Here is a 14,183-nt window from a genome sequence, read left to right on the forward strand (position 1 = left end):
CAACTTCTACGCGTTCGCCGTACCGGCCGTGTTCGGCGCCGCGTGCATGCTCCTGGTTCCGGCGAAGACGGCCTGAAAATGCGCGGAGGCTGGAGTGGACGGGTCCATTCCAGCCTCCGCGCATTTCTGCTCGCTGCCATCACCACACGGTTCGACCCCACGAGCCGCACCTACGATCGCTCGGTTGATGGCCAGGTTCGGCGTGATGTTCCGCTGGTATCCGTACGGTCCTGTATGGACGGGCCGCAGGGAATCCACCTCGACTTGACCTTCGCGGTCGCGGCGTGAGGTGTTGCGGGCGAGGCATCGGATGTTGGCGGCGATGCGTACGCAAGCCTGTACGCAAGGACGTTTCCTGGGGGGTCGGCCGCCGCATGGGTATCGGCTTGCCGATGCGGGGCCGCGGGACGCAGCATGGCTGGAATCGCGCGGGAGCTCAACGATCGCGGGATGCCGTGCCCTTCCTGCGCGTCGACACCGTGCTGGGTAGGAGGCTGTACGCGCTGGCGTTCCCCGAGCACGGCACGCGGCGGCTGTCTCTCGCGCGATCTCCCTGCCAGGCGGGGTGCTGTGGACCGCACCCCTCGATGCCCAGGGCAACGCCACCGCGCTTCGACCCCCACCGTCCGAGTTGCCAGATCGCGCCGGATTCCCCTGTCGGCCACCTCGTCGATGGCCGACAGGGGACGATGTTCCTATGCGACTTCTGCAGTGGCGGTCTGGTTCGGAGCGACGGAGACCTCGGTGTAGCTGTAGGTTTTCCCGTTGATCTCCTCGGTCTTCGCCGGCCGGTCCTTGCCGTCGACCTTGATCGTGGAGTGCTCGCCCGGGAAACGGGCCTGCCAGATGTAGCTGTCGGAGCCCGTGTCGTTCGTCAGGGCCGATTTGATCGCCCCGTCGTGGCGCAGCGTGAAAGTGTTGCCACCGATCTTGATTTCCTTGATCTGCAGCCAGTCCATGTCGGAGGGCATGCGGGACTGGGTGCTGAGGGACTTGGCCGGGGCGTTGGGCTCGACACCCATGAGGCCCTCGACGGTCTGGCTGAGCAAGGTGTAGGAGACCTCGGGATAGTCGCCGTTGGGGCCCTGCTTGGTAACGGGATGCTGGTCGTTGCGCTTGTCGTAGACGTACTGCATCCACTTCCAGGCAGTGTCGTTGTGCTGGTAGGCGAAGAAGGTGTCGGGAAGGTAGGAGATCGCCTCGATGTTCGCGGGCTTCCCGCTGCCGCTGGCCTGCTCGTCGATGTAATCCAGGTAGGCGTCGGTGCGCGGACCCGGATCCATGATCTGCTTCATGGGCATGAACCAGCTGTTCTCCTTGCCCCAGCCGGTGAGAGGCTCACCGTCGGTGGTGTAGGCGCGGATCATGGACTCCCCCGAACCGGAACCGCTCCAGGTGGAGTTGAAGTATTCCTTTAGCTCGTCGGCCTTCTTCCGGAACTCCCCGGCCAGGGCGTTGTCGCCTTTGCTCTCGGCCAGCTCGGACATCGCCCGGTAAGCCTGGTATTGGGCCCCGATGGCGTCGCCTGCCTCGGCGAGCGGTTCGTCGCTCGCCTCGTTGTAGCTGGCGGCTCCGGCGAAGATGCCCTTGCCCGTGCCCTCCGCGACGCCGTTGGGCTTGTTGCCGTCGTGGCGCTCGACGAACTCCTTCGTCGCGTGGCGGTAGAAGTCCCAGAGCGTGCTGTCGTCGACGTAGGCGCCGTCTCCGCTCCAGCGGTATGCCTCGTTCGCTTTCTCGACCAGTTCGAAGGTGGCTGGTACCTCGCGGACGAAGGAACTGGGGCTGACGTAGTCGATGGACAGGGGTGTCTTGTTGTCGAAGTTGACGGACCACACCGGGTAGTAGTTGTGCTCGTCGGTCGCGGACGCGGCGAACGCGCTGAGCATGGCCTTGTTCGCGTCGCTCAAGCCGAGGACCGAGGCGCCGCTGATCTGGTGGGCCATGTCGCGTGAGTAGTAGCCGCTGCGATGGGCGTAGCCGGCCCAGTAGGAGAAGCCGTAGACGCCCGTACCGGTGCCCGTGGGGTTGCGCTCGTCGACGTTGAGCGGTCCGTTCGTGCCCGGCTGCTGTACCCAGCTGTTGGCTTTGCGCTTCGACCAGTCGAACATCTCGACGATCTTCGGGTCAGACGACGAGACCACGGGGTCGACGGGCGCGGCGGGCGAGACCATGAGGTCGTCGGCGTTGACCCAGCCGCTGCCCGATTCGAAGGCGAGCTCCAGCTCGTCGCCGCTCTTCAACGCGATCCGGCTGAGGGTGTACCGGGCATAGGTGGGCCGGCTGGGCAGGTCCACCGATCCAGCCGTGGTGCCATTGACGCGGGCAACGAACTTCCCGCCGGCACCCCCCGTGGCGATCCAGGCTGAAAAGTCGTAAACACCATCACTTGGTGCCGTAATCCTCTGCGAAACCTTCTTTCCGTCTCCCTCGTCGAGGTAGGCCAACTTTGCGCCACCGTGGGGCTGATTGGTGGCCACTCCGGCACCGGAAGTGACGTCCCAGCCTGCGGTTCCCTCCTCGAATCCGGGGTTCTCGATGCTGAGTGGTGTCGATGCCGCCGCGGCTGAATCCCCCAGGATCAGTGGAGTCAGCGGGGCCAGGGTGACAAGCGCGGCGATGGTCGCAAGGCGTGCGGACGGGGGGCGTCTCATGGCTGGCTCACTCCAGGAGGTGGAGGACGGGTGGCCGAAAGTTAACCGTCCGACCCACAGGCTTTCAAGGGCCATGCAGGTCTGGTTGGTGGGATCGAGCAGAAAGTTTTCATTGAAATATTGCAAGTGAATTCGGCTCATTGTTAGCCTCCCTGCGCCGGACCTGCTCCCGAGGGAGGTCGGCATCCGAGCCACGGGCAGAGGTGGTTGAGCATGAACATGAGTCGTCGCAGAGTGCTGGGACTTGGCGGGGCTCTCGCCGTGAGCGCAGGTCTGAGCGGCCTCGCTGCCTGCTCCTCTGAGGCGCGTGTCGGCTCGGCCGGTGACCCGGCGAAGGGCGATATCACGGTATGGAGCTGGGCGGGGCCGGCCGCTGAGATGCGGGCTCTGGTACCGAAGTTCAACGAGCTGTACCCGGGCATCAAGGTCACGGTCCAGGACATCGGAAATCCGGCCATCTGGGACAAGATCACCACTTCGATGGCGGCTGGTGGCGCAGGGCTCGCGGACGTGCTGCACATCGGTGTCGACTACCTGCCCGCATACACGGACCGGTTCCCCGGGCAGCTCGCCGACCTGAGTGCGCTCGGTGCGGGCAAGTACCGGACAGCCTTCCCTGAAGGTCTCTGGCGGACGGTCTCCCCGAAGGGATCGCGGATCGACGCGCTGCCCTGGGAAGCCAATTCGGGCGGCTTCTACTACCGTGCCGACGTTTTCGAGGACGCCGGTGTGGACGTGGCTGCCCTCGAAACCTGGGATGACGCCATCGAGGCCGGTCTGAAGATCAAGGAGAAGACCGGCAAGCACCTGCTCGGCATCGACAAGCCCGCCTCGCAACAGGACTCGGCCAACTTCTTCCAGCTGCTGCTCCAGTTGCAGGGCTCCACGTACTTCAATCTCGACGGCGAGATCATGGTCAGTTCTCCCGAAGCTGTGAGAGCCATGACGCTCATCAAGCGGATGAACGACGCCGGCCTGGTGAACGACATTTCTGGCGGCATGAACGTCCTGATCAGCTCGATCAAGAGCGGTACCGCGGCGGTACTGCCATGGCCGACCTGGTTCGGTGACGAAATCGAGGAAGCCGTTCCCGGCGAGGCCGGACTATGGGGGGTGCGCCTGCCGCCCGCCGTCCGGCCCGGCGGCACCAACGTCGCCACCGTGAATTCCACCCACCTCGCCATCTCCGGCACCAGCCACCAACAGGCCGCTGCCTGGAACTTCGTAGAGTTCGTTCTCACCCGGCCTCAGTCCCAGGTTGAGATCTACAAGAACAAGGGCATTGCCCCGGCCCTGCTGGCGGCGTACGAGGACCCCTTCTTCCACCAACCGTCGACATTCTTCAGCGGTCAGAAGAAAGGCGAGATCTTCTACGAAGCGCTCAGCACCGACTCCCAAGCTTTCAACTACACCTCTGACTACGCCCGCGCGCTCAAAGCGGTCACCGACGCACAGACCAGGGTTCTGCTCCGAGGGGCCGACCCGGCCACCGAACTGCGCCGAGCCGCTGACCAACTGGCCGCGCAGACCGCACGCAAGGTGGCCCAATGACCATGTCTGCCACGCAAACACACACCGCGCCCGCGCCGCAGAGAGCGGGGCGAAGCCCGCGGGCGCGTCCGAGCGTGCGCCGTCTCGCGCCGTACGCGTTCATCCTGCCCGCCGCGATACTGTTCGCCACGTTCAAGCTCTACCCCATCGGCTGGTCGTTCGTCCTCAGCCTCTTCAAGTCGGTCGAGGGGGTCGACACCTACGTCGGCTTCGACAACTACGCCCGGCTGTTCGCCGACCCTCTATTCTGGACCGCCCTGCAGAACACCGTCATCATCCTGATGATCCAGGTGCCGCTGATGCTCGCGCTCGCCACCGGTCTGGCGGTCGCGCTCAACTCCACTGTCCTGCGGGCGCGTTCGGTCTTCCGCCTCGGGTTCTTCCTGCCGATGACCACCGGCCTCGTCGCCTACGGAATCATTTTCTCCATACTCCTCAACCAGCAGTACGGGCTGGTCAACTGGCTGCTCTCGCTCATCGGCGTCGGTGAGGTGCCATGGCTCGCCGACCCGCTGTGGGCGCAGATCGCCCTGGGCCTCGTACTGACCTGGCACTACACCGGCTACAACGCCGTCATCCTGCTCGCGAGACTGCAGACCATCCCCAGCGAGCTCTACGACGCCGCTGCCGTCGACGGTACGAGCGCCTGGCAGTCCTTCCGGCATGTGACGCTCCCGGGGCTACAGCCGACGATCCTGCTCACCACGGTGCTTTCCACCATCGGCACCCTGCAGATCTTCGACGAGCCGTACGTCCTCACCCGCGGCGGCCCGGACAACGCCACGCTCACCATCGGCGTGTACCTGTACCAGAACGCTTTCACCTACTTCGACTTCGGCTACGCCTCGGCCATCGCCTATGTACTCGCCGTGCTGATCGGAGTCCTCGGCCTGATTCAGTTCCGGGTCCTGGGAGGGAAGTCATGAAGCAACCCTCGAGTGGCAAGAGCATCTTGCTCACGTCCGGGCTGGCCATCGCTCTCGCAGCAGTAGTTCTTCCGTTTTACTGGGTCGTCATCGGCAGCACCCACAGCAGTGCCGACATCTTCGGCTCCCCTCCACCGCTGCTACCCGGCGGACACCTGACGCAGAACCTCTCCAGTCTCCAGGAGACGGCGCACTTCGGTCAGGTCGTGCTCAACTCCCTGCTCATCGCGGGCAGCTACACCCTCTGCGCGGGCCTAGTGTGCACGCTCGCCGGCTACGCCTTCGCCAAGTACCACTTCAAAGGGCGTGACTGGCTGTTCGGTCTGCTGATGCTGGGTCTGGTCGTCCCCAACCAAGTCGCCTTGGTCCCACTGTTCAAGATGATGGCGGAGTGGCAGTGGCTCAACACCTACCAGGCCGTGATCATGCCCAACCTGGCACTGCCCTTCGGGATTTTCCTGATGCGCCAGTCCATGGCCGCCCTTCCCGACGAGCTGCTTGACGCCGGACGCATGGACGGCTGCGGGGAGTTCCGCATCTTCCTGCGTGTCGTGCTTCCGCCGATGAAGCCTGCTCTGGCCGCCCTGGCCATCTTCCTCTTCCTCTTCCAGTGGAACGACTTCATCTGGCCGCTGATCGTCCTCCGCGACAGCGCCTCCTACACGATCCCCGTCGCACTCGCTTCCCTGCAAGGACTGGACGACACCGACTACGGCGCCATCCTCACCGGAACCGCCATCGCTGCCATTCCCATGGCATTCGTTTTCCTGGCCCTCCAACGCCACTTCGTCTCCGGCCTGCTCGCCGGAGCCGTCAAGGAGTGAATGTGAGCATCCTGTCCGCTGAGGCTGTCACCACCGCTGAACTGGCCCCGGCTCCTTTCGAACCGCTGCTCGACACGGTGGAGATAGCGGTTCTCGCTGCCGGTGCGGGTCCTGTTTGGACGCTGTCCGAACTTCCCGGCGGCCTGAGAATGCTGCAGGTCGAATCCCCTGGCGCCGCCGTCGAGATCCGGCTGTCGGTTCCGCTCGATGACGCTGTCGGCTACTGGCACCCCAAGGCGGGCTGGAGCCGAACGCTCGTCGCCGACTGGGCAGGACGGTCCAGGGTCAGTCTCATCGACGGGCTGGCCGTCGGCTGCCTCTACGACTACACCGGTGCCACTCTGCTCACCTTCGCCGCCGCCGACCCGGTTCCGGAGGTCTCGCTGCGCTTCGGGGTGTCCGAGGAGAACGACACCCACGTGGTGCACCTCGAACTCCCGGCATCCGACACGCCGCATCGCTTCCTCTTCGTGCCCCGAAGCCCGTCGGTGGCTTCCGCACTGAGTGCGCTGCGTGGATGGTACGAGACCGAGATGCCTGCGCCCATGCCGGTTCCGGAGGCGGCTCGGCTGCCCTTGTACTGCACGTGGTACGCCTTCAACCAGCAGATCGACGCAGCGGAAGTCGAGCGGCAGGCCGAACTCGCCGCGGACATGGGCTTCGGCACGCTGATCCTGGACGATGGTTGGCAGCGTTTCGGCAGCGGCCGCGGCTACGCCGGTGTCGGCGACTGGATCCCCGACACCGACAAGTTCCCGGACTTCGCCGCCCACGTCGCACGCGTACGCGGCGGACTGCGCTACATGATCTGGGTCGCTCCGCTGCTCCTCGGCCCCCAGGCGGATTGTTACGAGGAATGGGCCCCTTTCGCTCCGGTCGCCGCCACGGTCCCCGGCGCCTACGTCCTCGATCCCCGACACCCTGAAGTGCGCACCCACGTCGTCGGCACATGCCTGCGCCTGGTTCGCGACCACGGCCTCGACGGCCTCAAAGTCGACTTTCTCAACGAAGTCATGGTCTACGCCGGCGATGAGCGCGGTGACGTCGGGCAGGCATTGAAGCTTCTGCTCACCGAACTGCGCGGCGCGCTGCTCGCGGAACGCTCCGACCTGCTCCTGGAGCTGCGCCAACCCTACGTCGGCCCCGGCATGGCAGCCTTCGGCAACATGCTCAGGTCCTTCGACTGCCCAGCCGACTCCACCGCCAACCGCGTCCGCACGATCGACACGTCCCTGCTCGCCGTGGGAGGCGCCGTTCACTCCGACCCGCTGCTGTGGGACACGTCCGCCCCGGTGGAGGCGGCCGCGAGGCAACTCATCGGTGCCCTGCACTCGGTACCGCAGGTCTCCGTCCGCCTCGACGCGCTCACCTCGGAGCAGGCCGAGGCGGTCCGCTTCTGGTTGGCCCAGTGGCGTCGCCTGCGGCCCCAACTGCTCGACGGGACAGTCGATCCCGGGCGCCCCGACGAGCTCTATACCCTGGTCAGGGCCGAGTCCGACGGCGTGCACGTGCTGTCCGCGCACGACGACCGCGCCATTCCCGTGCTGCCTGCTACCCAACGGGAGACGGTCCTGGTCAACGCGACGACCAAGAACCGGCTGGTCGTCGATGTGGAGGACTCGGGAGCCCAGGTGGAGGTCGATGTCCGTGGCCCGGACGGACGTATCATCGAGCGGACCCGGATGTCACTCGTACCCGGCCTGCACAGCATTCCGGTCCCGAGGATGGGACTGGCGCTGCTGACGAAGACCACGTGACCCGCCACGGGAAAGGGAGAGAATGAAGGTCGGCATCACTGAGATCGCTGCGCGTGCGGGTGTGAGTGAGGCGACTGTCAGCCGGGTCCTCAACCGCCGTCAGGGAGTGGCGAGGAAAACCAGAGACGCGGTCGAAGCGGCCATGACAGAACTCGGTTACGAGCGTGCCGTGGAGGGGCAGCTCGTCGCGGTGATCACCGAACACGTCTCCAACCCCTTCTTCGCCGACGTCGCTGAGCGCATCGAGGCGACTCTCGCACCACACGGCCTCAAGACGGTGCTCTGCCCTGCCTTTCCCGGTGGTGTCCAAGAGCGGGAGTTCATCTCCTCCATCGTCGACAAGGGCATCGCGGCAGTGGTGTTCCTCTCTTCCTCCAACACGGTGGAAGGCGCCGACACCGAGACCTACGAAATGCTGCGTGCCCGCCGCATCCCTTACCTCGGTGTCAATGGCGAATTCGCCGACAAGGTGCCAGTCCCCGTCTACTCCACCGATGACATCTTGGCCGCCGAGCTGGCTGTAGACCATCTGCACCGGCTCGGTCACCGTGCCATCGGCATGGCCTCCGGCCCGCTTGGCAACCGTCCGGCCGACCGTCGGGTGCAGGGGTTCCTCGCTGCCATGGAGCAGCGGGGGAGCAAGGATGCCGAGCGCTTGGTGATACGGCAGTCCTACTCGGTCGAGGGCGGTCAGGCCGCCGCGCAGGAGCTACTGCAACTCGGTGCCACCGGCATCGTCGCGGCTAGTGATTACATGGCCCTCGGTGCGATCCGCGGGATTCGCCGGCAGGGATACGCGGTGCCCGATGATGTCTCCGTCGTCGGATACGACGGCTCCATGATCACCGAATTCGTCGATCCTCCGCTGACGACCGTCCGTCAGCCGGGGGACCGGCTGGCGCTCGAGGTCGGCAGGAGTGTCTTGTCGCTGGTCAGCGGTCGCGACGTACCCACCGGCGAACTCCTCTTCGATCCCGAACTGGTAATCCGGTCTACGACCGGACCCCCGCCGACTATTCCGCGCACCCGGCGGTGATCACGGTCACGACGTGGTCCCGACGGCCGAGGATTCCGTGCTGTTGGACGCCCGCGCCGTCACCAATCGAACATAAATAAACACGCTCTCTGTGTGCTCACGTTGACGTCGCCGACTCCGCCGCGTGCGCGGAAGATGGTGGGATCTTCTGTCAGTCACGGGGTTTTCGTCTCGGTCTCTGATGTTCACCCTGCTTTCGCTGTGGTAATTCCGGTGAATGTCGCCCAATTTTACTAGTCTATTTATGTTGACCGTTGATCGGTGATGTGTGTGAATGTAGGTCTATGCTGACATGTCCTCGATGAGGAGTGGCAATGAAGCTTGCGAAGCGCCCATTCGAAGAATCTCCGAGGCGACGTAGGACTCGTGCTCATAACAGACTGCTCGGTGGCCTGACCGTCGCAGTGCTGTGCGGTGCGGGACTGTCGCTGGCCGGTCCTGCGCAGGCCGCCCCCGCTGAGGGCGGTGACGGTCTCGCTTTGACGCCTCCCATGGGATTCAACAACTGGAACACGACCCACTGCGGGCCGGAGTTCAACGAGGAGATGGTCAAGGGGATCGCCGACATCTTCGTCGAGAAGGGGCTGAAGGACGCCGGCTACGAGTACGTCAACCTCGACGACTGCTGGGCGCTTCCCGCGCGGGACGTGGACGGCAAGCTGGTGCCCGACCCCCAGCGTTTCCCGAATGGCATCAAGGCCGTTGCCGACTACGTCCATTCCAAGGGGCTGAAGTTCGGCATCTACACCAGTGCCGGTACGAAGACCTGCAACGTGGACGGCTTCCCCGGTGGGCTCGGCCACGAGAAGTCCGATGCCCAGCAGTTCGCGGACTGGGGCGTGGACTACCTCAAGTACGACAACTGCAACAACTGGGGCGTCGACGACCAGAAGCGCTACACCGACATGGCCAACGCGCTCAAGGAGACCGGGCGTCCCATCGTCTACAGCATCTGCGAGTGGGGCGAGAACAAGCCCTGGGAGTGGGCGGGAGATCTCGGCCAGCTGTGGCGCACGACCGGTGACATCAGCGACAGCTGGGACAGCATGCTGTCGATCATGAAGGCGAACCTGGAGCTCGACGAGTACGCGGGTCCCGGCCGCTGGAACGACCCTGACATGTTGGAAGTCGGCAATGGCGGGATGACCGACACCGAGTACCGCACGCACTTCTCGATGTGGTCGATCATGGCTGCGCCGCTGCTGATCGGTTCCGACCTGCGCCACGCGGACGAGGCGACGATGGAGATCCTGGGCAACCGCGAGGTCATCGCCGTCGACCAGGACCCGCTGGGCAAGCAGGGCAAGGTGATCTCCCAGGACGGCGGCCGCTGGGTTGTGAGCAAGGAGATGCAGGACGGTTCCCGGGTGGTCGCCCTGTTCAACGAAACCGACGAGCAAGTGGAGATTTCCACCAAGGCCACCGATGTCGGTTTGCCGGTCGCCGACTCTTACACGGTCCGCGACTTGTGGAAGCACGCGGACTCCACTGCGAACGGTGAGATCTCGGCCGACGTTCCGGCGCACGGCACGGTGCTGGTCCGCGTGGCGCCGCAGCAGTGACCTCGCACGAATACTCGCAGGTGGAGTCCTTCTCTCCCAATTCATCACGCGCGTGACCGCCGATACCGGTCAACACCGGCCGGTGGACAGGCCCGGCCTGGGCAATGCCCTGGCCGGGCCTGTTCATGACATTGCTCGCGCACGAACTCGACGAGCCCCCAGGAATCCGGCGCTCGACGGAAGACACCGATCGTTCTTCCGGCAGGTGCGCTAGCGCAGCCAGGACCGCGCGGTCGGCTCCAGGCGGAGAGTCTCCGGGCTCGGCTCGGGACTGTTGTCCTGCACGGCGACGGTGACGGCCACGTCCTCATTCTCGCGGACCGGCAACGCCGGGAACGTGTTGGGCGCATGCTCGCTGCGCAAGGTCGCAACGACCTGGCTGCCCGTGACGTGGCGATCGGACACGGTGACGGTGACTGGCTTCCCGGGCGTTTTCGGTCGCGTGAACGGCCCGCATGGCCGCAGCAACAGCACATCGTCGGAGTCGACCATGGTGGCGTTCGCGGCTTCCCGGTGCTCGGCCCAGACCGGCCCGTGGTAAAAGCCGGTCAGGCTGGCGTGGCGGGCCGCCATGTCGGCGAACCCGCGCAGCCACACAAACCGGTCCGGGTCGTCGAGGTCGCGGAATGTGCCGATGATCCGCATGCCGAGCGCTTCCTGCGGCTCGACGAGCTCACGCTCGAACAGCTCGATCAGCACGTCCCGCTGCCCCGGTTTTAGCATGTACTGCCGCAGCTCGACCACGCCACACCACACCTGCTCCGTCATGACCGCGACCGTAGCGGACCCTCCCGACAATTCCGGGGCATCAACCGGCCAGGCCGGCGTCGAGCTGGCCGAGGTCCTCGAGGAATCAGACGTGCCACCCGCGGTTGGATTCACGGACCGACCTGCTCCGCAAACGCATCCTGCTCAGCGACTGAGCCCCGGGCCAGATTCACGGAAACCCTGCCAGAGCCCACAATCGGCCGCCGTTGACAGAAGCGGGGTGACAGCGCGTTGGCCACGATGTGTACCGGCTGCTGTCGCGTCCCAGAAGGCTACGACGCCTCAGTTGCCACTACTGCGGCAGCCGGCGAACTACGCACGTGCCCCGAGTACGTAGTCGCCTCGGTACTTGCACGAATGTCTCCGCAACCGGGCCCGAAAGACACTGGGGCGCAATCCAATGAAGTGAACTCAGCGAGGAAACCATGCTCCTCGCAACTCGCTTGTGCGGGGAGTCTGAGCCGGTCCCGGCGCACTATCTACGACGGTCTGGTCGAAGGTTAGAAGCGGTAGTGGAGCACAGTGGCCTCGAGGTGACGGGACAGGATGGTGCTGCTCGCTATCGCACCGAGCATCAGTCGCCAAGCCGGCGATGTCGCGATCTCGGCCACTTCGGGTGACCGCACGTTGAAGATCTCCTCGACCAGCTTCAGGTCGGGGACCCAGCGTTCGGGTGCGCGCGGATCGTTGAACCCGATGCCCGGCACATCCCCGAAGACGCGCTTGAACGTCCAGACCGCGGGCCTGGTGTAGCTGTTGTGCGCCATCTCCCCACTCTGAAAGTGGCGGGTCAGCCGCAGCAGCAGCGATTGGTAGTCACTCATGGAAAGGAACGGCACCAGACCGTTATGGACGATCATGGTCGGCCGGTCGCCTGGAATGTCCGCCAGCCAGCCCGGCTCGGTCAGGTCGGCCGCGACGAGGTGAACGCCCTCTCGTTCCGGCACCAGCTGCCGCCGCAGGTCGATGACCGTGGGGAAGTCGATGTCGTACCAATCCACCGTGGGCGGCGGGTCGGTGCGGAACACTCGGGTGTCCAGCCCGGTGCCCAGATCCAGCACCACCGCGTCCGGATGTGCCGCGACGAACCGGGTCACCACTTCGTCCTCGTGCTTGGCCCGCACGGCGCCGGAGAAGACCTTGGTCTTCGGGTCGAGCCGCTCGCTCCGGAACAGGGCGAACCTCCTCAGGTCGTATCCGCTGGCCTTGAGAATCTCATCGGCCATGGGGTCGCCGAGGAACGGCCGGGGCAGGCGGCTGTCGAGCGCCGAGATGCCGAGGGTGAGGAATAGACTCTCCTGCGTCGGCGTGAGCTCCGGAAGGGTGATGCTCATGTGTTTCCGTCCTCTTCCACTGGCTGTTGGCGCCATGCCTTTTCGGCGTTCTTGAGGAGGGTTTCGTCGGTGTAGAGGCCGCGGGTGAAAAGCTCCAGCGTCGGCGCCGACAGCCGGCGCAGCACTTCCGGCCCGAATTTCTCGTGGCCCAGGGCACGTGCCAGCGCTGGCGGCATGGTGAGCACAGCCATGCTGAACACGATGCCCAGCACGGCTTGCGCGCGCGGATCCGAGGACGGATGCATCGTGCCGTCGGCGACTCCGGCCCTCAAGATCTCCTCAGACTCGGTCACCATCATGTCCACAATGGAGGTAGCGACGGGCGAGTCCTCCTGGATCGCGCGGCCCAGGTATTGCACCAGCAACTGGTACTCACCCGGACTGGACAGGTACTCACCGAGAAGCCCTTGCACCATCTCGGGACGCCCCGCGGCATGGGCCCGTCTGGTCTGCACGCGCAGCACGTACTCGTCACATGCGTCCCGAAGCCCAGCCTTGCTCCCGAAGTGATGGAAGATCAAACCGATGCTCACCCCGGCGTCCGCAGCGATCGCCCGCATGTTCGCTTTCTGAAAGCCGTCTCGGACGAAATGCGCGATGGCGACGTTGCGGATCCTGGCCTGTGTTGTCAGGTCCTCCGGAGGCGGACCATCCGGACTGGCTGAACTCATGCTCAGGATACTAATCACACGTTCAGCCACCGGCAAGGCCAGGTCATCGAAGCGTCCCCTATGACGAGAGCTCCCGTTTGTGCCCGCAATGATCGTCGTTAACGGCGGCATGCGGGAGCGACGCGGAGTGGGATCTCTCCGTCGGGCGCGGCGGCGCGGAGTCGAGGGCGTGCGGCTTCGGGTGTGGTGAGCAGGGCGACGATGGTGATGGAGCCGCGGCCATGGGCGCAGACCTGCTCGGCGGCGGGTTCGGGCCGCTGGGCCGGAGCCTGGATTTGCTCGGTTGGCCGTGCGTTGCTGGCCTGGTTGGGTTTGCGTCTGCGGTCGAAGGCGACGCGCTTGCAACGAGACGAGCAGTGGCCGGTGGCGGCGAAAGTGTCCCAGCAGACGGGGCAGACCCATCCCCGCTGAAGCCGAACCGACTAATGCCACCAATACCAAACGGTGGAATTGTCAAGAGTTGTGGACTGGGTCGTTGACGTCTACCGAGGCAGTTCCCATTCGGTCCGGGTGGGTTCGTACTCGACTTCACCGTGCTCGGAGCCCTCGATCGCCTCCGGCCAGTCCCCAGCGAAGTTCCGGACGAAGGACAGGCCCGAATTCTCCATGACAAGACGGGAACGAGAGTTGACGACAAGGCCAGCATCGCGCGGGGCGTGTAGGTACCCGTGATCAATAGGAAGATCCGAAGCTGGACTGACTCCGGGGCCGGGGCCCGTGGCTTGTTCAGGCGGGGCTCGCCGAGCACCGGATGGGGAACTTCGGGCAGCCACACGAACGAGACGATGAGCGCGATCGGCGGCACCAGGTACAAGGCGTCTGCGGAGACAGTCAGCGGCAGCCGGGCCACGGCGTAGCCCCAGAGACGAACCCAGGAGCGGGGCAAGACCGAGATACACCGCCAATACGAGCGCCCCCGACGGGGCACCGGCGACGGCGCGCAATGTCGCCGGAAACAAAGGCAGTGCAAGGACGGTCCCGGCCGCCCCGATGCGAATGGCCGGAAATGCCGAGGCCCAGAGCACTACGACGCCCGCCAGGTCGGCGAAGCTGCGGGAGCCGATGCGTGCGTTCACATCTCTTACGATGCGAGCCATAGGTCG

Annotated in this window: 12 protein-coding genes; 7 read left to right on the top strand and 5 right to left on the bottom strand. The window is 65.2% G+C overall.

All coding sequences use genetic code 11. The annotated features are described in order from the left end of the window. Positions 1 to 288, top strand: a 288-nt coding sequence (locus BLW84_RS48505; protein WP_218157521.1) for a hypothetical protein, incomplete at its 5' end; no start/stop codon positions are given. Between the two features lie 407 nt (positions 289 to 695). Here BLW84_RS48505 and BLW84_RS30255 read toward each other — a convergent pair. Next, positions 696 to 2,792 carry a carbohydrate-binding protein gene (locus BLW84_RS30255; RefSeq protein ID WP_218157522.1) on the bottom strand — a complete coding sequence of 699 codons (2,097 nt, stop codon included), beginning with the start codon at positions 2,790 to 2,792 and terminating at the stop codon, positions 696 to 698. 120 nt (positions 2,793 to 2,912) lie between these two features. On the opposite strand from BLW84_RS30255, the gene BLW84_RS30260 reads away from it, so the two are divergent. The 6 genes from BLW84_RS30260 (at position 2,913) to BLW84_RS30285 (ending at position 10,307) form a co-directional block, all read left to right on the top strand. After that, positions 2,913 to 4,202 (top strand): ABC transporter substrate-binding protein, encoded by a 1,290-nt coding sequence (locus BLW84_RS30260; RefSeq protein WP_218157523.1) that lies wholly within the window; start codon positions 2,913 to 2,915, stop codon positions 4,200 to 4,202. Between the two features lie 74 nt (positions 4,203 to 4,276). Beyond that, positions 4,277 to 5,128 (top strand): carbohydrate ABC transporter permease, encoded by an 852-nt coding sequence (locus tag BLW84_RS30265; protein ID WP_218157524.1) that lies wholly within the window; start codon positions 4,277 to 4,279, stop codon positions 5,126 to 5,128. Continuing rightward, positions 5,125 to 5,952, top strand: a complete 828-nt coding sequence (locus BLW84_RS30270) for a carbohydrate ABC transporter permease (protein WP_093272185.1) — start codon at positions 5,125 to 5,127, stop codon at positions 5,950 to 5,952. The genes BLW84_RS30265 and BLW84_RS30270 overlap by 4 nt, the downstream gene beginning before the upstream one ends. A gap of 2 nt (positions 5,953 to 5,954) precedes the next feature. Continuing rightward, a complete protein-coding gene (locus tag BLW84_RS30275) occupies positions 5,955 to 7,709 on the top strand; it encodes a glycoside hydrolase family 36 protein (protein WP_218157525.1) in 1,755 nt (584 codons plus the stop codon). Positions 7,710 to 7,731: 22 nt separating this feature from the next. After that, positions 7,732 to 8,745 (top strand): LacI family DNA-binding transcriptional regulator, encoded by a 1,014-nt coding sequence (locus tag BLW84_RS30280; RefSeq protein WP_093272191.1) that lies wholly within the window; start codon positions 7,732 to 7,734, stop codon positions 8,743 to 8,745. A gap of 491 nt (positions 8,746 to 9,236) precedes the next feature. After that, entirely contained in the window at positions 9,237 to 10,307 is a 1,071-nt protein-coding gene (locus BLW84_RS30285) for a glycoside hydrolase family 27 protein (protein ID WP_245761490.1), read from the top strand. Positions 10,308 to 10,517: 210 nt separating this feature from the next. On the opposite strand, the gene BLW84_RS30290 is transcribed toward BLW84_RS30285, so the two are convergent. The 4 genes from BLW84_RS30290 to BLW84_RS49990 all read right to left on the bottom strand — a co-directional run bounded on the left by BLW84_RS30290 (position 10,518) and on the right by BLW84_RS49990 (position 13,688). Beyond that, positions 10,518 to 11,075 (bottom strand): NIPSNAP family protein, encoded by a 558-nt coding sequence (locus BLW84_RS30290; RefSeq protein WP_093272194.1) that lies wholly within the window; start codon positions 11,073 to 11,075, stop codon positions 10,518 to 10,520. Between the two features lie 500 nt (positions 11,076 to 11,575). Next, positions 11,576 to 12,409 (bottom strand): class I SAM-dependent methyltransferase, encoded by an 834-nt coding sequence (locus BLW84_RS30295; RefSeq protein WP_093272197.1) that lies wholly within the window; start codon positions 12,407 to 12,409, stop codon positions 11,576 to 11,578. Beyond that, positions 12,406 to 13,080, bottom strand: coding sequence for a TetR/AcrR family transcriptional regulator (locus BLW84_RS30300; RefSeq protein WP_093272331.1), 675 nt, complete (start codon positions 13,078 to 13,080; stop codon positions 12,406 to 12,408). The genes BLW84_RS30295 and BLW84_RS30300 overlap by 4 nt, the downstream gene beginning before the upstream one ends. A gap of 482 nt (positions 13,081 to 13,562) precedes the next feature. Next, positions 13,563 to 13,688, bottom strand: coding sequence for a hypothetical protein (locus BLW84_RS49990; RefSeq protein ID WP_281247466.1), 126 nt, complete (start codon positions 13,686 to 13,688; stop codon positions 13,563 to 13,565). Between the last annotated feature and the right edge of the window lie 495 nt (positions 13,689 to 14,183).

This window comes from Saccharopolyspora shandongensis (genome assembly GCF_900106995.1).
Lineage (GTDB): Bacteria > Actinomycetota > Actinomycetes > Mycobacteriales > Pseudonocardiaceae > Saccharopolyspora > Saccharopolyspora shandongensis.